Here is a 22,835-nt window from a genome sequence, read left to right as displayed (position 1 = left end):
CGTTCCGTCACCACCGCGGCGCTCATGCGTCGCTCCGGTCCAGCGCGACCACCTCGACCTCGATCCGCCAGTCGGGCTGCGCCAGTGAGGCGACCTCGACCAGGGTGTCGGCGGGGTAGGGCTCGGACAGGAACTCGCCGCGCAGGGTGATCACGTGCGGGAGGTTCGCCGCCATGTCCCGGACGAAGATGCCGACCTTGACCACGTCCGAGAAGTCCAGGCCGGCCGCCGCCAGGACCCGTCCGACGTTCCCGAACGCCTGCCGCCCCTGCGCCAGGAAGCCGCCCTCGACGGTCGTCCCGTCCTCGTCGAAGCCCGCCTGGCCGGACACGTACACGAGGCCACCGGCCCGGACGGCCTGCGATATGAGGTACGGCGCGTACCAGTCCGGCGTGGTCGCGATCTTCTCGATGCGTCCCACGGCGGGCGCGCTCTCGTCACTGGACATGGCTCTCCCCTGTCTGGCGGGCCCGGAATCCGGGCCTGCTCATTGGCGTTACGAAACGTTTCGTAACGCCAATGAACGTAGAACATGCCCAGGAGCCCTGTCAAAACGAAACGTAACGTCACGCAAGCGGTAGGATGGGGTCCATGACCTCAGCCCCGAACAGTGAACGACGCAGCGAGCGTGCCCGCCAGGCGGTGCTCAAGGCGGCGTTCGACCTGGTGAGCCGCAAGGGCTTCGCGAAGGTGACCATCGAGGGCATCGCGTCCCAGGCCGGCGTGGGCAAGCCCACGATCTACCGATGGTGGAGGTCGAAGGGCGCCGTGGTGCTGGAGGCGCTGAACGAGGAACTCGGAGACGACTTCGCCTTCCCCGACACCGGTGACATCGCCGCCGACCTCACGACCCAGATCACGGCGGTGAGTCGGCGGCTGGTCACCGGCAGGATGAGCGAGGCGTTCAGGGGTGTGATGGCCGAGTCGCAGAACGACCCCGAACTGATGAGGGCGTTCCGCGAGACGATCCTCGAACCCAGCATCGCGGAGTGCAGGATCCGCTTGGATTCCGCCGTCGCCGCCGGGCAGCTCCGTTCCGACGTGCCCACCGAGAAGATGATCGACCTCTTCTACGCGCCGATCCACTACCGGCACTTCCTGGGCTTCGGCGACGCAGCGGTCAGGGACAGCGCCGACCTGGTCCAGGAGGTCCTGCTCGGCCTACTGCCCCGGCCGGACACGGCAGCGGCTGCACCCGGCGGTCGCGAGGCGGGGCGGCGGGACGATCACAGCGCCCACCCGAAGACGGACCAGACCGGCAGTGGTGCGACGACGATCGCGCAGAGCCCGTAGGGCATCATCTGCCGCAAGAGGCGCGCACGCTGTTCGGGCCGGGCGGCCCCGACCAGGACCGCGCCGCTGCTGTTGCAGGGGTTGACGTCGACGAGCACCGCGGAGAGCGCGACGGCGATGACCGCGCCCACCGGTGACAGGCCGCCCTCCCCGATCAGCGCGTTCGCCGACGGTGCAACCTTCGACTTCAGCACTCACGTTCCGCCCGCGGCTCCGGATCGTGGCGATGACGGCCTGGTCTCCGAGGTAAGGGTCCAGTTCCAGGAGGTGCAACAGCGCCTGCCGCATACCGGCTCTGTCGGAGCCGTCGGTGGCGCGGGCTGCGCATCGCACACGCTCGGGCACCACACCGATCCCGGTGGGCCGGGCGACCGTGTGCCCTGTCTCCCATGCGATCGCCACGATCCCGGGCACCTTCGCCGACCGGTCCCTTGAGCTGATTCCGAGACAGGGTGGGCTGGGAGATGCCCGTGGCCTCAGCGAGAGCGCTCTGGCCCCTACCTGCCGTCTCCCGGGCGTCCTCGATCCGCGCGCCGGTATCCTCCACCGCCGTCCCCACCCCCGAACCATCCAGCACGACAGTCTCAGGTGGTGATCTTGCCGGTCGGGTGGGTGCGGAGATGGGTGCGGCTGTCCTTTGACGGCGGAGATCGTCGGTCAGGGGTGGCCTGACATGGGCGGACTCACGTGCTTGTCAACGGTGCGGCCGTCGAGGCCGGACGACTGCCCGGCCCCCTCTCAGCTCTTGCGCTCACTCAGGACGCAGAACTCGTTGCCCTCCGGGTCGAGAAGGGTCACCCAGTGCTGCCCGTCCTGCACGGTGTCGACGCGCCGCGCACCGAGGGAGAGCAGCCGGGCGACCTCGGCCTCCTGGTCGTCGGGGCGGAAGTCGGGGTGGAGTCTGTTCTTCAGAGTCCTGCCCTCGGTGACAGGCACGAAGAGCAGGCCCGGCATCCGGTCCGGCTCAGGCCGGATCTCGATGATCTCCTCGGTCTCGTCGACCACGACCCAGCCGAGAGCCGCGGCCCACCAGCGCCCGAGAGCGACGGGGTCGGCGGAGTCGACGATCATCTGTTCCCACTCCAGTGCCATGGGCCCAAGCATAGGCAGGACGGCGACCCACACCGCAAAGCCGCCGTTCTTCCCACACCAGCACCCCCGGCACGTGTGCCTCGCATGGCTGGATCCACTGTCAAAAGGACAGCGGACGGGGAATCGTGCACCGCCTGGCCCGCCGGGGCGTGGAGCCCTCGCAGCGGCTGGGCAGGCACGGTCATGTCCCGTCGAGTGGTGTAAAAACACCGGCTGTTCGAACAACAACGAATTGCTGACCAGCGTGTCGTTGCCTCTGGGGCTCTCGAGTCGAACGAAATTACACCGCTCTGTGGGACACCATCCGCGATGGGCCGTGCGGGTCCAGCCGTTCAGAAAGGGAAGTGCACCGAAGGCTTCCTCGGGACATCAATCGGGGCGGCGTGCCGCATACGTGGATCAGTACGACTCGGAGGCGCCATCACATGGGTCCTGACCTGCGACTGTACATCCGCTCATCTGATGACTACGGATCAGAAGGTTGGGGGTTGGAGTCCTCCCGAGTGCGCCACCTTGAGACAGTGGGGATACCACCGGACCTGGACACCACACAGGCCCGGCGGTTTCTTGTGTGCCCTGAGGAGGGCCGCGCCCATCGCCCTTTCGTCCGGCCGTCCCGGCGGTCCGCCGGGACGGCCGGACGAAAGGGCGACCAAGATCACATCAACGATCCGTGCGACCTCTACACTGCACCGGAAAGCGTCGTCAGGTTGGGCTCGCTCGGGGCCGGGTGGCGGAGGAGGGCCAGAGCATGATGGGTTTCGGCATTCTGGGGTTGCTCGAAGTCCGCACCCCCGAGGGGCCCGTCGAGATCAGCGGGCGGCACCACCCGAGGCTGCTGGCGATCCTGCTAGACCGGGCGAACCGGGTGGTCCCGACGGAACGGCTGATCGAGGCGCTCTGGGACGACCAGCCGCCCGCGACCGCCACCAGGCAGGTGCAGAACATCGCGGCGGCCCTGCGGCGCCAGCTCGGAGCGGCCGGGGAGCGGCTGCACAAGGTGGGGACGGGCTACCGGATCGATGTCGGGGTGGACGAGCTCGACGTGCTGCGCTGCGAACGGGTCGCGTCCTCAGCGTCGCGGCACCGGGCAGCGGGTCGGCTGGTCGAGGCCGAGCGGGCGCTCAACGACGCGCTGTCCGAATGGCGCGGCCCGTCCCTGGCCGGCCTGTCCGGGAGGACCGTCGAGGCGGCGGCACGCAGACTCGACGACTACCGGCTCACGCTCACCGAGGAACGCCTCGACATCGGCCTGGACCTCGGACGCCACGAACTGCTGGTGGACGAGTTGCGGAGGCTGAACCTCGAACACCCGCACCGACAGCGCTTCACGGAACAGCTGATGCTGGCGCTGTACCGCTGCGGGCGCGGCCCGGAGGCCCTCCGCGTCTACACCGATGTCCGCGGCCGCCTGGCCGCCGAGCTGGGCGTCGACCCCGGCAGACCGCTTCGCGATCTGCACACCGCCATCCTGCGCGAGGATCCGGGCCTGGACGCCGGGGCGCGCGGGGTGCCCGCGGCGGCCGCTCCGCTGACACTCCCCGCGGGAACGGCCGCCTTCGCCGGCAGGGACGAGAGCCTGGCGGCGCTGGATGCGTCGGCGGACGCGGCCTCGGCCCCGCTCGTCGTCCTGACCGGTGCCGGGGGCGTCGGCAAGACGATGCTGGCCCTGCACTGGGGCCACCGGTCCGCCGACCGGTTCCCCGGGGGGAGGCTCTACATCGATCTGCGCGGGTTCACCCCGGCCGGGACAGCGGTGGAGCCGGTCGAGGCGGCCCGCCTCCTGCTCGGTTCGATGGGCGTGGAGCCGCGGAGGATCCCCGCCGACCCCGACGCCCTGATCGCGCTCTACCGCGGCGTCATCGGGGACGGACGCCGACTGCTCATACTCGACAACGCGCGCGACGCGGCCCAGATACGCCCGCTGCTGCCGAGCTCCCCGCAGGTGCACACGGTGGTGACCAGTCGCCGTCGACTGGTCGGCCTCGCGGCTTCCCACGGGGCCAGGGTCATCGAGGTCGGAGCGTTCAGCCCGAGTGAGGCCGCCGCCCTCCTCGGCAGGCAGCTGGGGGCAGGACGCCTGGCGGCGGAACCCGAGTCGGTGGAGCGGATCCTGACCGCCTGCGCGGGGGTGCCCCTGGCCCTGGCGATAGCCGCCGCCAAGGCCGCGACCCAGCCCGACCATCCGCTGAGCGCCACCGCCGACGAGCTTGAGACCTCACGTCTCGATGCTCTGGCGGGTGACGACGAGTCGGTGGATCTTCGGGCGGTGTTCTCCTGGTCCTACCGTTCCCTCGAAGCCGACACGGCCAGGGTGTTCCGCCTCCTCGGCACGGTTCCCGGTCCCGACTTCGGTGCCGACAGCGCGGCCCGTCTCCACGGAGGCACCCGGGAGGAGGCCGAGCGGGCGCTGCGCCAGCTGACGGAGGCACACATGGTCGAGCACGGCCGTCCGGGGCGCTACCGGCTCCACGACCTGCTCCGCCTCTACGCGGCCGAGCTCGTCGCAGCCGAAGAACCCGCACACGAACGGTCCGCGGCCTCGGCCCGGCTGCTCGACTGGTACCTCCGCACCGCCGATGCCTGCCGCTCGCTCCTCTACCCGGAGTTCGAGTTCGCGAGGCTGCCGCTACCGATCGGGACGGACGACGGGCTGCCGCGGACGGCGGCCGGGGCCGCCCGGTGGACGAAAGCCGAGTGGACCAACCTCGTCGCAGCCGTCGAACACGCCGCCGAGAACGGATTTCCCGAGTACGCCTGGCGCCTGGCCGACGCGCTGCGCGGGTACATCTGGCTGGGCATGCTGGGCAGCGACGGCCTGCGGATCAGCCGGGCCGCGCTGGCGGCGGCGACCCGTGCCGCCGACCCCCTCGGCCGGGCCTCGGCGGAGCTCGGCATGGCCTGCGCCCTGATCCGCTGCAACCGTGTGGGGGAGGCGATGGAGCACGGCCGTACCGCCGCCGACCTCGCGAGGCGGACCGGCTGGGCCGCGGGCGAGGCCTCGGCCGAGGGCAACCTGGCGTCCGGGGCCTTCTACGCGGGGCGGATGCGTGAGGGGCTGGGGCATGCCCGTACGGCGCTGCGCGCCAATCGGGCGCTGGGAGAACGCCGCGCCGAATGCACCAATCTGCACTGGCTGGGCATCCTGCACTCCCTCGTGGACAATCTGGACACCGGAATCGCGTACTTCGGCCAGGCGCTGGAACTCGCCCGGGAGACGGGAACCGCGTCGGTCAAGGCGGTGTTGCTGACCCATATGGCCGAGATCGAGCTCTTCCGCGGGCGGCTCGACCTGGCCCGCGCCCATCTGGACGAGGCGGCCGAGTTGGAACGCGGCGGCCTGGGCTTCGACAGGTCCGGCGACGTCGAAGGGGCCACCGCGAGGCTCTGGCTGGCCGCCGGGCGCGTCGAGGAGGCGTTGGCGCACGCCAAGCGGGTGGTCGAGGTGCGCACGGACGCCGCTGACTACCGGATCAGGACGTCGGCCATGGTCACGCTGGCAGCGGCCCACGACGCCGCGGGCGAGCACGGTGAGGCGGTCGCGCACTACGATCTCGCCCTGGCCGCGACGGAGGACGACCGCACCATGCTGCACCGGGTGGAGGCGATGGTGGGCAGGTCGCGGGCGTTGTACCGCCGGGGCGACCTCGACCGGGCCGAAGCCGAGGCGGTGCGGGCACTGCGGACCGCCCGGGAGGGCGACTACCGGTTCCTGGAAGGGCAGGCGCTCAACCAACTCGCCGAGATCGACCTGGCGTCGGGGCGGCTCCGCGGCGCCGCGGAGCGGGCGCACCTGGCGCTGCGGGCCAACAGGCAGACCGGGCACCGGCCCGGCGAGGCGGTGTCGCTGTCGGTCATCTCCCGTATCGCTCTCGCCGACGGCGACGCGGAGTCCGCCCACCGGTACCGGGGCCAGGCCCGCACCCTGTACACCGACATGGGTGTCGCCGTCCCGGGGGACCCGGCGGACCGGAGGTAGTCCGGCCCCCTACACGGCACGGTCCGGTGGCGCACGGATGAGCCGTGCACGACCTGTGCGATATCCGTACGGGGCGTCCGTATGGTCGAAATCGCCTCTACCGGAGCGCGGCCAGGAAGCGCCTCTCATGGAAAGGCCTGACAGTGCGTCCCCCACGACTCTCCGCACCGCTGACGTTCGCCCTCCGCCGCCCTCACGGCGTGCAGCTCCCGCACGGCGTACCGCGTCGGAGCCGACCTGACGGTTTCCGGCGATCTGCTCCAGATCGGGCCGACCGCCGGTGACGGCCCGCACGGACGCGGCCGCGCGAAGGCCACACCCCTCCAGAGGACCTGCCCCGTATCCGTTCTGAGCCCATCCCCCGAACCGCCCCACCGCGGGGCACAACAAGGAGTCATCGCCTTGGACCCTCAGCCCATCATCACCTACCAGTACCGCTGCACGCACTTCTGCAGAGGCGGTGGAACCCAGCGCCGCAAGGTCTACCACTGGTCCGACGGCACTAAAAGCTACACGCCCTGGACCAACTACCACTGCGGTTGCTGACTCCGCTCCGCCGGTGCTGTCCCGCTCGAAACCGAGGCGGCACCGGCCTCACACCCCGCCGACCGTGAACTGTGAGGTCGCAACCCCTTGCTCGTCATCGGCACGTTCTTCCTACAGACCGCGGTCGCCGGAGTGTTTCTCACCTCTGGACTGTCCAAGGTCCGCGGTGAGGCCAACCTTCAGACCTGGACGGACCTGGCCGACCGCCTCCCCGTGCGGCGGTTTCCCGCCGCGGCCGCATCCCGCGCGCATGTCACGGTCGAACTGCTCATCGGCGCCGCCCTCCTCGCCGGGACCTGGGCGCGGACACCCGCCCTCCTCACCGCCACCCTTCTGTTCGCTGCCTTCACCGTGCTGGCCCTGTACTCCGCGCGCGCTGAGAACGCCGTCTCGTGCTCCTGCTTCGGAGCGACCCGATCCGCACTGGGATGGCCGCACGTCTGGCGCAACCTCACCCTCCTCGCCCTGGCCGCCACCGGACTGATCTGCGCCGTCGCGACCGGCCCCGCGCTCCCTTCCTCCCTGGGCGCGGCGGCCGTGGCCGTGGCGGCCGCCGTCGCGGTCACCGCGGCCACGTTCTACTTCGACGACCTCGTCGACCTCTTCCGTCCCGGGCCGGGCGGCGCACGGCCCGCTCCGCTCCCCCGCACATGAACCCTGGAAGACGTCATGGAAATCCTCACCGCCGCGGTCGTGACGCTGACCGCGCTCACCCTGTTCAACCTGGTGCTGACCATGGCGCTGGTGCGCCGACTGCGCCACATGGAGAACCCCGGCCACGGAGGTCCCTTCCCCGTCTCCCCGGACCTGGAGCAGGTCCCCGCGGGCATGGTGATCCCGGAGTTCACCGCCGCCTCCACGACCGGGGCCGAGGTCTCCGCCAAGGAGCGGATCGGTGACCGGGCCGTGTACGCCTTCTTCGACACCGGTTGCGGCGTCTGCAAGAAGCAGGTCCAACCCCTGGTGGACTTCGCCGAGGACGCCGGGCTGTCCCCCGACCAGGTGATCGCCTTCATCGGACACGAGGGCCCCGAGGCCGACGTGGACGCCTACACCTCGGTCCTGGAGGGCCGCACCACCATCGTCATGCAGAGCATCGGCGACGAGGTCGGCCAGGCCTTCTCCCCGGGGGGCGTCCCCGCCGTCATCCTCGCCGATGCTGACGGCAGGGTGGTCCGCTCCAGCGTGGAGGTCAAGGACGTCGCGGCCGCCTTCGCGGACGCGTGATCCCGGTGGACTCCCCTCCCTCCAGGGACCGGATGGGCCCACGCACCGCGGGCGTGCGGGCCCTGCGCTCGCTCGGGATCGCGTGGCAGGCCGCCCCCTGGTCGCTGGTCCTGTACTCCGCCCTCACCGTGGTGGGCGGCCTGCTCCCGGCCGGAATCACCCTCGTCACCAAATGGCTGCTGGACGTCCTCGCGGCGGGCGACGCCGCCCCGGGGGTACCCGGCCCACTGGTGGAGGCTCCCCTACTGCTCGTGGTGTTCCTCGGTGTGTTCACCCTGGTCACCTCGCTGTCGGACTACGTGTCCACCTACCTGAATTCCCGGATCAAGCGCGGGGTGTCCCTCCTGGTGCAGCAGCACCTCTACGGCGCGATCAACCGGATCTCGGGACTGCGCCTCTTCGAGGAGCCGGCCTTCCTCGACCGGTTGCGGATGGCCCAGACCTCGGCGACCACCGCGCCGGAGGAGATCCTCGGATCGGTCTTCGCCTCCGTGCGCGGAGCACTGACGATCACGAGCCTCCTCGGGATCCTGTTGACCGTCAGCCCCGCGATCACCGCGATCACCGTCGCCGCAGCCCTGCCGATGCTGTTCGTGCAACTGGCGCTCAACCGGGAACGGGCCCGGTTGCTGTGGCGGATGAGCCCGCGTATGCGGCGGCAGATGTTCTACCAGACGCTGATGCTGGACCTCTCGGCGATCAAGGAGACCCGCCTGTTCGGGGCCGGCCGGTTCCTGCTGGGTCGGATGCGTGGTGAGTTGATCCAGGTCAACACCACCGAGGAGCGCCTGGACCGCAAGGTCATGCTCACCCACGGCCCCCTGGCGTTGCTGGGAGCGCTGGTCTCCGCGGGCGGGCTGGTGTGGTTGGTGGCGGGGGCGCTTCGCGGTGAGTTCACCATCGGCGACGTGTCGGCGTTCATCGCCGCGGCCGGAGGGGTGCAGGCGGCCCTGGCCGAGGTCGTGATCAGCGTGACCGGGGCGTACCAGGCCCTGCTGCTGTTGGGGCACTACGACGACGTGGTCGCCACCCCCTCGGATCTGCCCGTCCCGAGTGATCCGCGACCCGTCGGACCGCTGCGCGAGGGCATCCGCCTGGAGGACGTGTGGTTTCGCTACACCGACGACGGCCCGTGGGTACTCACAGGGGTCTCGCTGACCGTTCCCGCGGAGGGATCCCTGGCCCTGGTGGGGCTCAACGGCGCCGGCAAGAGCACCCTGGTCAAGCTCCTGTGCCGCATGTACGACCCCACCCGGGGACGGGTGCTGTGGGACGGCGCGGACATCCGCGACATGGACGTCGCGGAGTTGCGGGAGCGCATGAGCGCGGTCTTCCAGGACTTCATGTCCTATGACCTGCCGGTGCGGGAGAACATCGCGCTCGGCTGTCTGGACGACCTCGATCGCACCGACCGGATCCGGGGCGCGGCGCGGGCGGCCGGGGCGGCCGGGTTCGTCGAGGAGATGCCGCACGGCTACGACACGATGCTCTCCCGGATCTTCTACCAGGCGGAGGAGGACTTCGAGGAGGACGGGGAAGAGGACGCCGCCACGGGCACGACCCTGTCCGGCGGCCAGTGGCAGAAGCTCGCCATCGCCCGCTCACTGATGCGCAGCGGCCGGGACCTGCTCATCGTGGACGAGCCGACCTCGGGGCTGGACCCGGAGGCCGAACGAGAGGTGCAGGACCGGCTGCGGACCCTGCGCGAGGGAGCGGCGACGGTGATGATCTCCCACCGTCTGAGCGCCGTGCGCGGCGCGGACCGGATCGTCGTTCTCCAGGAGGGTGTGATCACCGAGCAGGGCGACCACGACGAACTGATGCGCCGGGACGGCGAGTACGCGCGGTTGTTCACCCTCCAGGCGGAGGGGTACACCGGCGGGGCCTCCCACCCGGACGAGGTGGCGGTGTGACCGTGATCGCGGCCGTGGTGCCGGTACTGCTCGTCTCGGTGTTCGCGGCGGCGGCGTGGCGGCTGCGCCGCCGGTACGTGGTGGTGACCGTGGAGGGCCGGAGCATGGCGCCGACCTACCAGCCCGGTGACCGGGTGCTGGTGCGCCGCGGCCGGTCGGGCGTGTCCGAAGGCGACGTGGTGGTCGTGGGCGAACCCGACTGGGAGACCGGATGGCGCGAGTCACCCCCGCTGGACGGGAGGGTCACCGGCCGGGGATGGTTCATCAAGCGCGTCGTCGCGACGGCGGGTACCCGCTATCCGGTGGAGGTCGGCCTCCAGGGGACGTGCCCGCGGGGGCATGTGGCCCTGCTGGGTGACCACGTGCTGAGCTTCGACTCACGGGACCACGGCCCCTGCCCCGAGCACCAGATTCTGGGGGTGGTGACCCGGAGGATGACCGTTGCATCCGATGGGACGGGGGCGGCGGAACCGTGAGAGCGCATCGCGGGTCGAGGGTGACCGTGGGCCGCCCGCCTGCCGGCGACGGGCCTCCCGGGCTCCCGTGCCGGAAGGCCGAGGTCCCCGCAACCCCTGGCCGCGCCGGACCGGGGCCTCCCCGTGGAGGGCTCCTCCGGCATCGCGGCTTCCACCCCGGGTCCTGGGGGGATCCTGCGGGAGGTCACCCTCCTGGGACCCGAACCGCTGCCGCGTCCCGGTGCACCGGGCGCACAGATCGTCCCTCTGCGTTCCGGCTCGGGGAGTGCCGTTGACAATCGAGATCTCCGTACTCGGCCCCATCGAAACACGGATCGACGGGCGCGCTGTCGACCTGGGGCACATGCGGCGGCAGTCCGTGTTCCTCGGATTGCTGGCCGACGTGAACCGGCCGGTCACGGTCGACCAACTCATCGACCGCGTCTGGGGAGAGCACCCGCCCCGGGGAGCCCGGTCGTCCCTCTACAGTTACGTCTCCCGGTTGCGGACCGCCCTGTCCTCCGCCGGTGACGACGCGGTGGTCGACCGGCGCCAGGGCGGTTACGTCCTCTCGCTGAGCGACGACACCGCCGGCGCCGTGGACCTGTACCGGTTCCGCGCGTTCACCGCCGAGGCACGGGGCTCCTCCTCCGAGGACGCCGCCCTGACCCTGTTCGAGAACGCACTCCGCCTGTGGCGGGCCGACGCCTTCGGCGTCCTGGACAACCCCTGGATCAACGAACTCCGCGAGAGCCTGCGGCTGGAGCGGCTCGGAGCGGAGCTGGACCGCAACGACCTGCTGATCCGCCAGGGCAGGCAGGGCGAACGTCTGGGCGACCTGTTCGCGCTCGCCCGGATGCACCCGCTCGACGAGCGCCTGACCGGCCAGCTCATGCTCACGCTGTACCGGGAGGGGCGTACCGCGCAGGCGTTGGAGTGCTACGAATCCATCCGCAGGGCGCTCTCCGACGAGATGGGCACCGACCCCGGCGCGGAACTCAGGGACCTCCACCTGGGAATCCTCAACGCCGACCCGGCTCTGGACGCTCCGTGTCCCGCCGTCGACGCCTCCACCGTCTGGACGGCCCCGGCGGCGCCGTCCGTACCCCGGCCGAACCAGCTCCCTCCCCCACCGCACCTGCTGGCGGGGCGCGAGGCGGAACTCGCCGCGCTCGACGCCCCGCGGGAACCCGGTACGGCGCCGATCACGGTGGTCTGCGGCCTCGGCGGTGCCGGCAAGACCTCACTGGCCCTGCGGTGGGCACACGACAACCTGACGCGGTTCCCCGACGGCCAGCTCTACGTGAACCTGCGCGGCTTCTCGTCGAGCGGATCCGCGGCCCAGCCGCAGACCGTGGTCCACGACTTCCTCATCGCCCTCGGAGTGGCCGCGAAGGCCGTCCCGACCAGCACGGAGGCGCAGGTCGGCCTGTACCGCAGCCTCCTCGCCGACAAGCGGATGCTGATTCTGCTGGACAACGCACTCGACGCCGAGCAGGTACGCCCCCTGATCCCCGGCTCCCCCACCTGCACCGTCGTGGTGACCAGCCGCAACCGCCTCAGCGGCCTGGTCGCCACCGGCGGGGCCGGGGCCGTCGCGCTCGGCCCGCTCGGCTCCGCCGAGGCCCGCCAGGTGCTCGCCGCCCGGGCGGGGGAGCACCGTGCGGCGCTGGAGCCGGAGGCGGTGGAGTCCATCATCCGCAGTTGCGGCCGGTTCCCCCTGGCCCTCGCCGTCGCCGCCGCCCACGCCGCGGGCAGCCCGCACCTGCCGCTCAGCGAACTCGCGGCCGAACTGCGGGAGACGGAGACCCGGCTCGACGTCCTGGACACCGGAGATACGGACACCTCGCTCCGCGGCGTCCTCGACGCCTCCTACCGGGCGCTGCCCGACCCCGCCGCGCGGATGCTGGACCTCCTCAGCCTGGCACCGGGCCAGGGCATCGGGCTCCCCGCCACCGCGGCGCTCACCGGGCACACACCAGCCCGCGCCAGGGCCCTGCTGCGCGGTCTGGAAGCGGCCCACCTCGTTCACCAACCGAGGCCCGGGCGCTACGAACTACACGACATCGTCCGTCTGCACGGACGAGAGCGGGCCGTGCGGGACCAGCCGGAGGAGGACCGCCGCCGGGCGCTGCGCTCACTGGTCGACTTCTACGTGCGCACCGCCGACGCGGCCAACCGGCTGCTGAGCCCCCACGACATGCCGTCGTCCTCGCTGGAGCGGGAGCGGCCCTCCGGCGCGCACGCCCTCACCCCCCGCCTGGCGGATGCGGCCCAGGCCCTGGAGTGGTTCACGGCCGAGCGCTCCTGGTTTCCCGCCGCGGTCCGCCTCGCCACCGACCTGGGCCTGCACCGCGAGGCCTGGCGGCTGTGCTGGGACACCTACCTCTACGTCCGGCGCCGCGGGCACGTCGACGACTTCATCGGTACCGCACGCGCCGGGCTCGACGCCGCGAGCAGGCTGGACGCCCCGGACGCCCCGACACTCACGGCGCTGGCCCACCGGGGGCTGGCCTCCGCCCTGCTCATGGCCGGGCGGCACGGCGAGGAAGCACTCGACCACGCCTCCCGGGCGCTCGCCCACTTCGAGAAGACCGGTGACCAGCTCAACCAGGCGCACACGCACCAGGTCCACCTCCTGTTCTCGATCCTCGCCGGCGACGAGGGGCAGGCGCTGGAGCACGCACAGCGGGCCCTCGACCAGTACCGACGTTTCGGCGACCCGGTCTGGACGGCCTCCGCGCTCAACAACATGGGCTGGTGCCTGGCACAGTTCGGCCACGACGAACGCGCTCGCGCCTGCTGCCAGGAGTCTCTGCGCCTCAGCCTCGCCCTCGGCCACAAGGTGGGGGAAGCCGCCGTCCTGGACAGCCTGGGCCACATCTCCACCCGATCGGGCCGCCACGCCGAAGCACGGGAACACTACCGCCGGGCGATCCAGGTGTGCCGGGCCCTGGGGGACGCCTTCGAAGAGGCGAACGCGCTCCACGGCCTCGCGCGAGCCCACGACGCCCTCGGAGCGACGGGCCCGGCCCGCGAGGCATGGCGGCGGGCGCTGGACCTCTTCCGCGCGCAGCACCGCGGGCACCGGGCCCGTGAGGTCGAGGAGAGGCTCCGCGCGTCCGGGTGACCTCCCCGGCGGCACCGTCGGTCGGGGTTGCGTTCAAGGAATCGGCAAGAAGCGCACACGTCCTCTCTGCGAGGTTGGCCTCGCGGCGGCAGCGGTCCCGAGGCGTTCGGACGGTTCCGCCGCGCCACCCGAGGACGTCCGCGGACGGAAGAAGGAGCCACCCATGAGGACCATCCCCCTCGTCAGCCTGGGCGATCGCATCATCGAGCGTCTCGCACCGAAGGCCGGGGCCCAGGCCATGCCGGCCGGGTGCACCTGGCAGTACCGCTGCAACAATTTCGCCTTCAACTGCTCCACGTACGTGTGGTTCGGCACCGACCGCCGCCAGGTCTGCGACGGGACCGGCGGGACGAGCTACGGGCCGTGGGAGCACCTCCGCTGCAACTGCTGACCCGCTCCCCTCGCGGTGGCCTCGCGGCGGAGCGGGGCCACCGACCGTGTCCCCGCGATCCGGGGGTCCGCGGGGGTGCGTGACCACGCCCAGCTCCCGCGCCCGGCGGACGGCGGCCTCCGGGGCGCGCACCGAACACCGTCCGTGTCCAAGGTTCTCCCAAGGAACGCTCACAGCGCCCTTGCAAGGGTGGCCTCTGTGTCGGGAGCCGACGGCGCTCCCGACCGGGAACGGTGTCCACGAAGAACAGGAGAGACATGAGCGACCAGGAGTTGACCACCGTCGAGTTCGACGGCCTCTTCGACCTCACGGTGACCGAGGTCGGGGACGGAGCGACCCCCTTCGTGATCATCGGCGAAGGCTGCACGGGCTCGTACACCGACTGCCCCGTGCAGTGCAAGTAACCGACCGCTGAGGCGGATGCCCGCCGATGGCGGTTCCATCGTCGGCGGGCATCCGTCCACCCTGCCGGACCCCTCTCCAGAGAAACAGCGAGCATCGCATTTGAGGAATACTTCAGGCGGGCCAGAACACGCATCCGACTGGCCTCTCCCCCTTCCGGACGAAGCAGAGCTGGCCGCCCGTTGGGGGCGCGACTGCCTTTTCGTCCGGAGTGCTCAGGAGACTCACCTCTTCGATCTCCGGAAGGTGCGCGACATCCTGTGCGACAGTCGGACGACATCGGAGCACGTCACCATTTCCACCAGCGACTTCAGGAACATCGACGCCTCGGAGTACACGGTGGGTCGGAGTTCCGGGGAGCATGCGCCCGACCCCGCGCCGGGGAGGATCGACCCGAGAAAGGTGCTGGAATTCCTCCAGGGGAAGTCCAGCCTGATCCTCCCCAACGTGCAGGAGTACGACCACGGCGTCCGAAGGATCTGTCGGGCGGTACAGGCCCGCACCGGCCGCTCCACCGATGCCCTCGCCTTCCTCAGCCCTCCGGGGAAGGGCGCCCTGCCGCTCCACCAGGATCGCGTGGACGTCATCGTGATCCAGACGTCCGGGACCAAGCACTGGCAGGTCTTCGAGCACTTCCCCGGCCAGGAGGGGAGCGGTCCCGTGCGGAGGCCGGAGGGCACCGAGCCCGCGTACCGCTTCACCCTGGCGCCCGGGGACGTCTGCTACATGCCGGCGAACTGGCCGCACCGGACGCGGAGCGGCGAGGAGTGGTCGCTGCACATATCCGTCAGCGTTTCCCCGGTCAGGCTGCACCGGGTCCTCGACGAATCCTTTCACCGGGTTCTCTCGGACATCCCGGAGAGGGATTTCTACCCGGACTGGGACGGAGCCATGAAAGACACGTCCCCTTTCGACTACGCGGCGGAAAACATGTCGCGCATGATGGCGGAAGCAAGTGGTGACTGGAATGCGCGCCCCGCGCAGGCGTATCAGACCCATGACGAGATCGCCGAGGTCCTCGGCATCTCGGAAACCTCGGAACGACCCTGACCCGGGAAGGGAGATCCGGTGAAGACGATCACGGATACCACGGTGCTGCGACCCGCGCCCGCGCTCTCCTGTTTCTACGGAGAGGATGCGGCGACCCTGCGCGCGGGGGGCCGCAATCTCCGCTACGGCGGCAGCGTGACCCGGATCCTGCGGAGCCTGCTCCCGCTGGTCGACGGGAAGCACGACCTCGCCGCGCTGGTCGACCAACTGGGCGGCGACCGCCTACGCCCCGCGGTCCTCCGGCTCTGCGAACGCCTGGTGGCCGACGGCATGCTGATCGACACGGCGGACGCCGACCTGAGCGACCACCCGGGCGGGCTGCTGGGCGAGTGGTCCCGCCCGGACGATGCGAGCGACGACCGCCGCTACCCCATCGAGGTGCTGCGCGTGGTGGGAGACCTCGACGAGGTGGAGGCGATCGCGCGGGTGGCCCCGCCCCACTGGCGGGTGCGCTCCGCGACCCTGGCCGAGATCGTCGGCGCGCCGACGCCGGAGGGGGTCTGCACGGCGGTGTGGGTGAGCGACCCCAACGACGCGCTCCTGGCCGAATGGAACGAGACCGCGTACCACAACCGTCAGCCCTGGTTGCCGATCAGCCACTTCGACGGCGAGACCGCGGTGGTCGGTCCGTACATCCACCCCAAGGCGACCCCCTGCTTCGAGTGCTACCGCCGACGCCGCGCCGCCCGCCACGCGCTCGGTGCCGACTTCCTGAAACTGGTCCCCCTGTCCCAGGAGCGGATGGTCTCCCCCGCGCTGACGACCGTGCTCGCCGGACTCGGAGTGGCCTCGCTCCGGGAGTGGGAGACCCGGGCGAACCCCCACGTTCCCGGCGGGGTCCGTACCGTCACGTTCGAGCGCGGCCTGGAGATCAGGTCCGAGTACGTCCTGCGGGTCCCCCGCTGCTCGGCGTGCAGACCGGGCACCGCCGTGGCGAGGCCGACCCTGTGGACGGAGTACTTCGCCCCCGAAGCGGCGGAGTCCGAACGGGCGGCAACGCCGTGACCGGACTGGACACACTGTCCGGGCGGTTCGTCAGCCTGGCCGGACGGCTCGCGGCCAGCCGGTACCACCCGGACGAGCCCGCCGTGGGCCAGGTCTTCTGCAAGGACCTGACCAACGCGCAGGTGCTCGGAGGTGTGAACTCGTGGTACTGCGGGGCCGGACGGGACATCGCCGCCGACGTGGCCTCAAAGGCGGCACTGGGTGAGGCGTTCGAGAGGTACGGTCTCCGGGACCTCGACCGGACGCGGACCAGTACGGCGTCCGTGACCCGGCTGACCGCCCAGGGGAAGAGCCACATACACCCCTGCGAACTGGCTCCCGTGAGGGCCCCCGGACCTGGTGACGGCGGTACGGCCCTCGCTTCTCCGCCGTCGAACGACACCGAGGTCCGATGGCTCGCCTCAGTGGATCTGGTCAGCGGGGAGGAAGTCCTCGTCCCCGCCCAGTACTGCATCTTCGTCGCACCCTCCTGCGGCGACAGCGACTGCTCGACCTGCGCGGGCGGGCAGAGCGAGGAGGCGTGGTGCGTCGCCACCTCCAGCGGGACGGCGGCCGGACCGAGCCCTTCCGCGGCGTGTCTGTCCGGCCTCCTGGAGTTGATCGAGCGGGACGCGTTCATGCTCATGTGGTACCACCGGCTCCGGTTCCCCTTCCTGGAGATCGGTGCGCACAGCCGTCTCGGCCAGCGGGTCCGCGGTCTGTTCGGCGCGCCGCGGATCGACGTGCGCTTCATCGACCTGACGCGGGTCCACGACGTGCCGGTGGTGGTGGCGGTCGCACGGGGCCGGGCGCGCGGCCGGGAGGTCTACGCCGTCGGCGGCGGCTCCGCGCCCGACCTGGAGACCGCGGCCTGGAAGGCGGCCAGGGAACTGGCCGGGCTCTACGCCCTGGCGCGCCGCGATGTCGCCGAAGGCGTCGCGGCGCCCAGGGCGGAGGATGTCGTCCTCCTCTCCGACCACCAGCGCTACTACACGAATCCGGCGCACCACCATGAACTCGCCTTCCTGTTCGAGGAGCGCGAGTCCTCCCGGCTCCCGGGACGGCGAGCGGTCCGGCACCGCCCCGCGGCGGACGAACTGCGACGCCTGACCAGGCTGCTCCGCGAGCGGGGCATCCGCACCTGCGCCGTGGACCTCATGCCCGAGGACATGCCGATCGACCTCTATTCCTACAAGGTCGTCTCCCCGGAACTGATCCCTCTGGACTCCCATCACCAGTACCGCCACCTCAACCGCGAGCGGCTGCTCAACGAACCCACCCGGCGCGGCTGGCGCCCGGACCGACCGGTTCTGGACCAGCTCAACCACGTGCCCCACCCGTTCCCCTAGAAGGGCGTGCCCGATGCCGACTGATCACGAAGGCCGCTCCGCCGTCAGCCTCGAACGCCTGGCGGGTCACGTGGTCGGCCTGTGCCGACGGCCGACCCACGGACTGTGGGCTCCCGGCGAACCCCGGATGGGGTGCCTGTCCGTCCAGGGGAACGCGGCGGAACCGGACCGCGCCGACCCCTCGTTCCGGAGCTGGGGCTACCACACCGACGGTGACGTGCTCCGCGCGAGCGCGCTCGGTGAGGCGGCCGAGCGCTACAGCCAGATGGACGTCGACGACCGCGGCGCCCGGTACGCCTCGGCGGCGGATCTGGAGCGGGAAGGGGTCCCGTACGTACCGCCCGCGCGGTTGCTGTCCCTGCCGCCGGGCGCCACCCGCCAGGGGGAACTGGCCGAGGTACCGGCGGACGACCGCGGTCTCCACTGGCTGGAGGGAACGGACCTGTGGACGGGTGAGACGACCCTCCTGCCGAGCGTCTACTGCGTCTTCTACCCCGACCCGTCACGGAATCCGCTGCGGGACGAAGGAACGTGGTACTGGGCCACCTCCAATGGAACGGCCACGGGCACCAGCCCCGCCGAGGCCTGCCTGTCCGGCCTCTTCGAACTGCTCGAACGGGACGCCTTCATGCTGCTGTGGTACCACCGGCTCCGATTCCCGCACCTCGTTCCGTCCCCGTCCTCGCGTCTGGCCCACCGGATCGGCGCGGCACTGACGGGTTCCAGGGTGGAGTACCGGCTGATCGACCTCACCGAGGTCCACGGGGTGCCGACCGTCGTGGCGGCGGTCCGCGGCTCAGCCGTGGGCGGTGTCCAGCACGGTGTCGGTGCCGGGACCGCGGGGAGTACGTCCGAGGCGGCCTGGCGTGCGGTCAAGGAGGCGTTCTCCTTCTACGCGATGCAGCGCCGGAGCCTGTTCTCCGAGGACTACCGGACGATCCGAAGCGACCAGGTGCGGAACTTCCCCGACCACGCCCGCTACTACACCAACCCCGAGCACCACGACGAACTCGCGTTCCTCTTCGAGGACCGTCCCTCCCTCCCCTTGGAGACCGGTACCCGTGACGGATCCGGTGAGCCGCCGAGGCGGGCCCTGCGGCGTGAGGTGGAGCGACTGCGGGCACGGGGGATCGACCTCTACACGGTCGACCTCACACCACCGGAGATGGCGGAGGCGGGACTGTTCACGTACAAGGTCGTCTCCCCGCACCTGATCCCGCTCGACTTCGACCACCGGTCCCGCCACCTCGGCAACGAGCGGCTGCTCAACGAACCCATCCGGCGGGGTTGGCGGCCGGACCGCCCCGCGCTCGCGGACCTCAACCACGCACCCCACCCCTTCACGTAGGAGCCGCCCCCATGCCCGAGGTACCGTCCAGCATCACCGTGTTCACCCCCCGGTTCTGGGAGTTCTTCGACAAGGACGAACCACCGGAGGAGGACCTCGCCGAGGAGTTCCACGAGGCGTCGAAGTTCTACCAGGCGACGATGGCGCGCGAGACGAACAACCACTGGCTGAAGACCCAGCCGGAGTTGAACCGCAGCGCCGCGATCGGCGCACGGGAGCTGCCGCACCTGCCGCGGATGCCGCTGCCCGTGGTCGACGCCGAGCGGGAACGAGGCGATCACCCCGCGCTGACCAGGAACCCGTCGTGCCGGGACTTCGCGACCGACGCGCTTCCCGTCGAACAGCTCGGGCGGGCCCTGTGGCTGAGTTACGGTGCCTACCCGGAGCGCCAGCCGGGTACGCCCCCGGTCAGGAGGCCGGTCGCCTCCGGCGGCGCCCTCTACCCGCTGGAGCTGTACCTCCTCGCTGATGTCACCGGGACCGGCCGCAAGGGCCTCTACCACTACAACGTCCACGAGCACGCCCTCGAAGAGGTGCACGGTGAGGTCGGGGAGGACCGGATCCACCGCTTGGGCGCGCAGCCCGACCTGCTCGCCTCGGCTCCGGCGATCGTGTTCGTCAACGGCCTGTTCTGGCGCAGCCGCTTCAAGTACCGCCTGCGCGGCTACCGGTTGGCACTGATGGAGGCGGGCGCCGTCATCCAGCAACTGACCCTGGTGGCGCAGACCCTCGGTTGGGGTGTGGTGCCGTTCGCCGGACTCTTCGACGACCAGGTGGAGGAGCTCTGCGAGATCGACGGGGTCGACCACTCGTTCCTCAACGCCGTACTCCTCGGACGGCCGCGGTGACCAGCGCACCCGTACCCCTGGCGTTCGACGGTGTCTCCAAGAGCTACGGCTCGGTGACGGCGGTGGACGGTGTGACCGCGCGGATCGGGACCGGTGAGCGTGTGGCCCTGCTCGGCCGCAACGGTGCCGGGAAGTCGACTCTGCTGCGGATGGCGCTCGGCCTCACCCGACCGAGCGGAGGCTCGTGCCGCCTGTTCGGCCTGCCCGCGAACGACCACGAGGCCCGGTGGTCCGTCGGCTACGCCCCGCAGGTCAACGCCGTCCCGGACCGGCTCCGTATACGGGAGGTCATCTCCTTCGTCCGGGACGTGAAGAGGGCGGCGGAGCCGGACGACCTGATCGACCGGCTGCAACTGGGGACGCTGCTGAACCGGCCGTCCGGGACGCTCTCCCCGGGACAGAGGCGCCGCCTCACCCTGCTGCTCGCGTTCCTCGGCGATCCGGAGCTGGTGGTGCTCGACGAACCCACGGTGAGCCTGGACGCGCAGAGCAGAGCCGCCGTCTGGGAGCTGATCGGTGACTTCACCGGTACGGGGGGCACTCTCGTGCTGGCGTCGCACGACTTCCGGGAGGTCTCCACACTCGCCCGGCGGGTGCTCGTGATCTCCGGCGGGCGGCTGCGCGCCGACAGCGACGTGTCCGACCTGGCAAGGTCGACGGGCATCGTGGTCCTGGAGGTGCCGTGTGACGCCGGGGTCCCGCTCGGTGAAGGGCCCTGGGACGAGGTGGCGCTCGTGCGCCACGGCACGGACCGGACGTCCCTGCTGACCCGTCGGCCCGGGGCGGTGCTGGAAAGGCTCGGTCCGCTGGCCGACGCCCCCGTCGTCCAGCGGAGCCCGACCGTGGAAGAGATCTGCCTGGTCATCGGCGGAGGTGTGCGGTGACGCGGCTGCGGCAGATCGGGGCGTTCCTGCGGGTCGATCTGATCGTCTTCGTACGGTTCTGGCACGTCTCCCTGTTCATGGTGGGGATGACGACCTTCTACTTCCTCATGCTGACCCGGTTCGCCCCCGTGTCCATCCAGCGGGACGTGACGCTGGTGTTCATCATCCTGGCGGTGCTGTCGGTGGCGCTGCTCCACTTCGGCCAGCGTGTCTCCCTGGAGCGGACGGAGCTGTGGACCCCCTTCGTGCGGACGCTCCCGGTCCCCGCGTGGGCCAAGCTCGCGGCGCGCCTGGCCCTGGTGCTCATGGCGGGGACCCTCGCCGCCGCTCTCATCATGGCCGCCGGGACGGTCCGCTTCGGGGTGGTGTACGACGTTCGGACGGTGGTCACCGGGATCGTCGCGGTCCCCCTCGCGACCGCGGTGTTCGCCCCGCTGAGCGCGTGCATCGGCGGATGGGCGAGCCCCAACGGCGTCTCCCCGCTGACGACGGTGGTCTTCCTGGCCGTCACCTGGTCCTCCGGTGTGTGGACCGCGGGCCGGCTGCCGGGCCCCCTGGCCCCGGTGGAGTTCCTGCTCCCGGTCCAGGCGATCCACGACGTGGCCTCCGCGGTCGCCTCGGCGCAGTGGGCGCAGGCGCTGCCCGGCCTCGCGGTCGCCGTTGTCTGGGCGGTGCCCGCGCACCTGCTGGCACTGCGGATCAGCGGCAGAGCAGAACCGACGTGATCACGCCCGAACAGGAGCCGTTCCCCCGGTGCGGGGAAAGACCCGTCGGCCGTGAAGACGATGACTTCGTTCTTGAGTGAAAGGTGGATTCATGAACCCTCCCCATCGGAGCGCCGGTGCGGACGACTGGCCCGCCGCCCTCCCCGACGAGGAGGACCTCGCGGCCCACTGGGGGCGTGACTGCTTCGCCACGTCCCGCACGCGGGCAACCGACGTCTTCACCCTCCAGGACGTCCACGACGTCCTGTGCGACAGCCGGACAACGTCCGAGCACGTGGCCATCTCCACGAAGAACCACGAGAAGGTCGACGCCACGGAGTACACGCTACGGAACGAAACGGTGGTGGAACGGGTCTCCGCGCAGGTCGTCGGAGGACTCGATCTGAACAGGGTGGAGGAGTTCCTCGCGGACGGCTCCAGTCTGGTCCTCTACAGGGTGCACGAGTACAACCGGGTCGTCAGGAGGATCTGCCGGGAGCTGCAGAACCGGACCGGTCGTCTCACGGAGGCCGTCGCCTTCCTGAGCCCTCCGGGGAGAGGGGCGCTGTCGCTTCACCAGGACAAGGTGGACGTCATCGTCATGCAGACGTCCGGTACCAAGCGCTGGCGGATCTTCGACCACTTCGAGGGACAGGACGAGCCCGGCCTCGTGGCCGTACCGGAGGGCGTACAGCCGGCGCACCGCCTCACACTCACCCCGGGGGACACCTGCTACATGCCGGCCGGGCGGCCCCACCAGGCGCTGAGCGCCGACGACTGGTCACTGCACATCTCCATCACCGCCTGGCCCGTCGAGCCCGCCCAGGTGCTCGCTCGCTGCCTCGACCGGATCGTGCCCGAGCTGCCGTCGGTCGGCCTCTACACCAGATGGAACGGTGAGGTCGAGGGCCGGTCCAGTCTGGAACACGCGGCGGACGTGGCCGCACGCGCGATGAGGGAAGCCCACCACGGCTGGCGCCTACCCCCTGTGGAGGCGCACCGGACCCAGGATCGGCTCGCCGACATTCTGGGTGTCGCGTAGACGGCGAGCCGTCGGCGTGTTCCTCCTCACGACCCGGCTTCGCGCACCTCCGGGGCCGGAGAACAGCGCCCCGTCCACCGCCCTCTGCTCTTGGAGACCACTGATGAGCCGTGACCCCTTCCCCCGCCCCCTGAGCGGCACCCTCCTGGCCCGGGCGGCGGCCGGAGCCGCCTCCCTCGCCCTCGCCACAGCCCTGAC

20 protein-coding genes are annotated in these 22,835 nt (G+C 71.0%); 17 read left to right on the top strand and 3 right to left on the bottom strand.

Going from position 1 to position 22,835, the window contains the following annotated elements:
• Positions 1-22: 22 nt before the first annotated feature.
• Positions 23-448 carry a RidA family protein gene (locus ACTVAJ_RS17305; RefSeq protein ID WP_470389209.1) on the bottom strand — a complete coding sequence of 142 codons (426 nt, stop codon included), beginning with the start codon at positions 446-448 and terminating at the stop codon, positions 23-25.
• A gap of 143 nt (positions 449-591) precedes the next feature.
• Between ACTVAJ_RS17305 and ACTVAJ_RS17300 the strand changes: the two genes are divergently transcribed.
• Positions 592-1,293, top strand: a complete 702-nt coding sequence (locus ACTVAJ_RS17300) for a TetR/AcrR family transcriptional regulator (RefSeq protein WP_470389208.1) — start codon at positions 592-594, stop codon at positions 1,291-1,293.
• Here the strand turns inward: ACTVAJ_RS17300 and ACTVAJ_RS17295 are convergent.
• Both ACTVAJ_RS17295 and ACTVAJ_RS17290 read right to left on the bottom strand, forming a co-directional pair.
• Complete coding sequence (locus tag ACTVAJ_RS17295) at positions 1,227-1,487, bottom strand: hypothetical protein (protein ID WP_470389207.1); 261 nt, start codon at positions 1,485-1,487, stop codon at positions 1,227-1,229. The two genes, ACTVAJ_RS17300 and ACTVAJ_RS17295, sit on opposite strands and share 67 nt — an antisense overlap.
• 544 nt (positions 1,488-2,031) lie before the next feature.
• Positions 2,032-2,385, bottom strand: a complete 354-nt coding sequence (locus ACTVAJ_RS17290; RefSeq protein ID WP_470389206.1) for a VOC family protein — start codon at positions 2,383-2,385, stop codon at positions 2,032-2,034.
• 751 nt (positions 2,386-3,136) lie between these two features.
• Here ACTVAJ_RS17290 and ACTVAJ_RS17285 point away from each other — a divergent pair.
• From ACTVAJ_RS17285 to ACTVAJ_RS17210, 16 genes are all read left to right on the top strand, one after another.
• The gene (locus ACTVAJ_RS17285) at positions 3,137-6,364 is read left to right on the top strand and encodes an AfsR/SARP family transcriptional regulator (protein WP_470389205.1); all 3,228 of its coding nucleotides are present in this window, start codon (positions 3,137-3,139) and stop codon (positions 6,362-6,364) included.
• 633 nt (positions 6,365-6,997) lie between these two features.
• Positions 6,998-7,564, top strand: a complete 567-nt coding sequence (locus ACTVAJ_RS17280) for a MauE/DoxX family redox-associated membrane protein (protein ID WP_470389204.1) — start codon at positions 6,998-7,000, stop codon at positions 7,562-7,564.
• Positions 7,565-7,579: 15 nt separating this feature from the next.
• Complete coding sequence (locus ACTVAJ_RS17275; protein WP_470389203.1) at positions 7,580-8,137, top strand: peroxiredoxin family protein; 558 nt, start codon at positions 7,580-7,582, stop codon at positions 8,135-8,137.
• Between the two features lie 32 nt (positions 8,138-8,169).
• On the top strand, positions 8,170-10,050 hold the full coding sequence (locus tag ACTVAJ_RS17270; RefSeq protein WP_470389202.1) for an ABC transporter ATP-binding protein: 1,881 nt from the start codon (positions 8,170-8,172) through the stop codon (positions 10,048-10,050).
• Positions 10,047-10,526: a S24/S26 family peptidase gene (locus ACTVAJ_RS17265; protein WP_470389201.1), complete on the top strand. Its 480-nt coding sequence runs from the start codon at positions 10,047-10,049 to the stop codon at positions 10,524-10,526. Before ACTVAJ_RS17270 ends, ACTVAJ_RS17265 begins: the two co-directional genes overlap by 4 nt.
• A gap of 271 nt (positions 10,527-10,797) precedes the next feature.
• A complete protein-coding gene (locus ACTVAJ_RS17260) occupies positions 10,798-13,635 on the top strand; it encodes an AfsR/SARP family transcriptional regulator (protein ID WP_470389200.1) in 2,838 nt (945 codons plus the stop codon).
• 163 nt (positions 13,636-13,798) lie between these two features.
• The gene (locus tag ACTVAJ_RS17255; RefSeq protein WP_470389199.1) at positions 13,799-14,026 is read left to right on the top strand and encodes a hypothetical protein; all 228 of its coding nucleotides are present in this window, start codon (positions 13,799-13,801) and stop codon (positions 14,024-14,026) included.
• Between the two features lie 257 nt (positions 14,027-14,283).
• Positions 14,284-14,430: a hypothetical protein gene (locus tag ACTVAJ_RS17250; RefSeq protein ID WP_470389198.1), complete on the top strand. Its 147-nt coding sequence runs from the start codon at positions 14,284-14,286 to the stop codon at positions 14,428-14,430.
• A gap of 244 nt (positions 14,431-14,674) precedes the next feature.
• Positions 14,675-15,478 (top strand): JmjC domain-containing protein, encoded by an 804-nt coding sequence (locus ACTVAJ_RS17245; RefSeq protein WP_470389197.1) that lies wholly within the window; start codon positions 14,675-14,677, stop codon positions 15,476-15,478.
• Between the two features lie 18 nt (positions 15,479-15,496).
• Positions 15,497-16,483: a TOMM precursor leader peptide-binding protein gene (locus ACTVAJ_RS17240; RefSeq protein WP_470389196.1), complete on the top strand. Its 987-nt coding sequence runs from the start codon at positions 15,497-15,499 to the stop codon at positions 16,481-16,483.
• Positions 16,480-17,811, top strand: coding sequence for a YcaO-like family protein (locus tag ACTVAJ_RS17235; RefSeq protein WP_470389195.1), 1,332 nt, complete (start codon positions 16,480-16,482; stop codon positions 17,809-17,811). Before ACTVAJ_RS17240 ends, ACTVAJ_RS17235 begins: the two co-directional genes overlap by 4 nt.
• 13 nt (positions 17,812-17,824) lie before the next feature.
• Positions 17,825-19,159 (top strand): YcaO-like family protein, encoded by a 1,335-nt coding sequence (locus ACTVAJ_RS17230; RefSeq protein ID WP_470389194.1) that lies wholly within the window; start codon positions 17,825-17,827, stop codon positions 19,157-19,159.
• Between the two features lie 11 nt (positions 19,160-19,170).
• Positions 19,171-20,007 (top strand): SagB/ThcOx family dehydrogenase, encoded by an 837-nt coding sequence (locus ACTVAJ_RS17225; RefSeq protein WP_470389193.1) that lies wholly within the window; start codon positions 19,171-19,173, stop codon positions 20,005-20,007.
• Positions 20,004-20,891, top strand: coding sequence for an ABC transporter ATP-binding protein (locus tag ACTVAJ_RS17220; RefSeq protein WP_470389192.1), 888 nt, complete (start codon positions 20,004-20,006; stop codon positions 20,889-20,891). Before ACTVAJ_RS17225 ends, ACTVAJ_RS17220 begins: the two co-directional genes overlap by 4 nt.
• A complete protein-coding gene (locus ACTVAJ_RS17215; RefSeq protein ID WP_470389191.1) occupies positions 20,888-21,616 on the top strand; it encodes a hypothetical protein in 729 nt (242 codons plus the stop codon). Before ACTVAJ_RS17220 ends, ACTVAJ_RS17215 begins: the two co-directional genes overlap by 4 nt.
• A gap of 91 nt (positions 21,617-21,707) precedes the next feature.
• Positions 21,708-22,637 carry a JmjC domain-containing protein gene (locus ACTVAJ_RS17210; RefSeq protein WP_470389190.1) on the top strand — a complete coding sequence of 310 codons (930 nt, stop codon included), beginning with the start codon at positions 21,708-21,710 and terminating at the stop codon, positions 22,635-22,637.
• The last annotated feature ends 198 nt before the right edge of the window (positions 22,638-22,835 follow it).

This window comes from Nocardiopsis sp. KDC1DS13DA1, assembly GCF_055632325.1.
This window is presented reverse-complemented; position numbering and strand designations above follow the sequence as displayed.

What these genes read in the sequence shown, in the direction of transcription:
- ACTVAJ_RS17305 (WP_470389209.1), bottom strand. Translation starts at nt 448, where the DNA reads ATGTCCAGTGACGAGAGCGCGCCCGCCGTGGGACGCATCGAGAAGATC.
- ACTVAJ_RS17300 (WP_470389208.1), top strand. Translation starts at nt 592, where the DNA reads ATGACCTCAGCCCCGAACAGTGAACGACGCAGCGAGCGTGCCCGCCAG.
- ACTVAJ_RS17290 (WP_470389206.1), bottom strand. Translation starts at nt 2,385, where the DNA reads ATGGCACTGGAGTGGGAACAGATGATCGTCGACTCCGCCGACCCCGTC.
- ACTVAJ_RS17285 (WP_470389205.1), top strand. Translation starts at nt 3,137, where the DNA reads ATGATGGGTTTCGGCATTCTGGGGTTGCTCGAAGTCCGCACCCCCGAG.
- ACTVAJ_RS17275 (WP_470389203.1), top strand. Translation starts at nt 7,580, where the DNA reads ATGGAAATCCTCACCGCCGCGGTCGTGACGCTGACCGCGCTCACCCTG.
- ACTVAJ_RS17270 (WP_470389202.1), top strand. Translation starts at nt 8,170, where the DNA reads ATGGGCCCACGCACCGCGGGCGTGCGGGCCCTGCGCTCGCTCGGGATC.
- ACTVAJ_RS17255 (WP_470389199.1), top strand. Translation starts at nt 13,799, where the DNA reads ATGAGGACCATCCCCCTCGTCAGCCTGGGCGATCGCATCATCGAGCGT.
- ACTVAJ_RS17250 (WP_470389198.1), top strand. Translation starts at nt 14,284, where the DNA reads ATGAGCGACCAGGAGTTGACCACCGTCGAGTTCGACGGCCTCTTCGAC.
- ACTVAJ_RS17230 (WP_470389194.1), top strand. Translation starts at nt 17,825, where the DNA reads ATGCCGACTGATCACGAAGGCCGCTCCGCCGTCAGCCTCGAACGCCTG.
- ACTVAJ_RS17225 (WP_470389193.1), top strand. Translation starts at nt 19,171, where the DNA reads ATGCCCGAGGTACCGTCCAGCATCACCGTGTTCACCCCCCGGTTCTGG.
- ACTVAJ_RS17210 (WP_470389190.1), top strand. Translation starts at nt 21,708, where the DNA reads ATGAACCCTCCCCATCGGAGCGCCGGTGCGGACGACTGGCCCGCCGCC.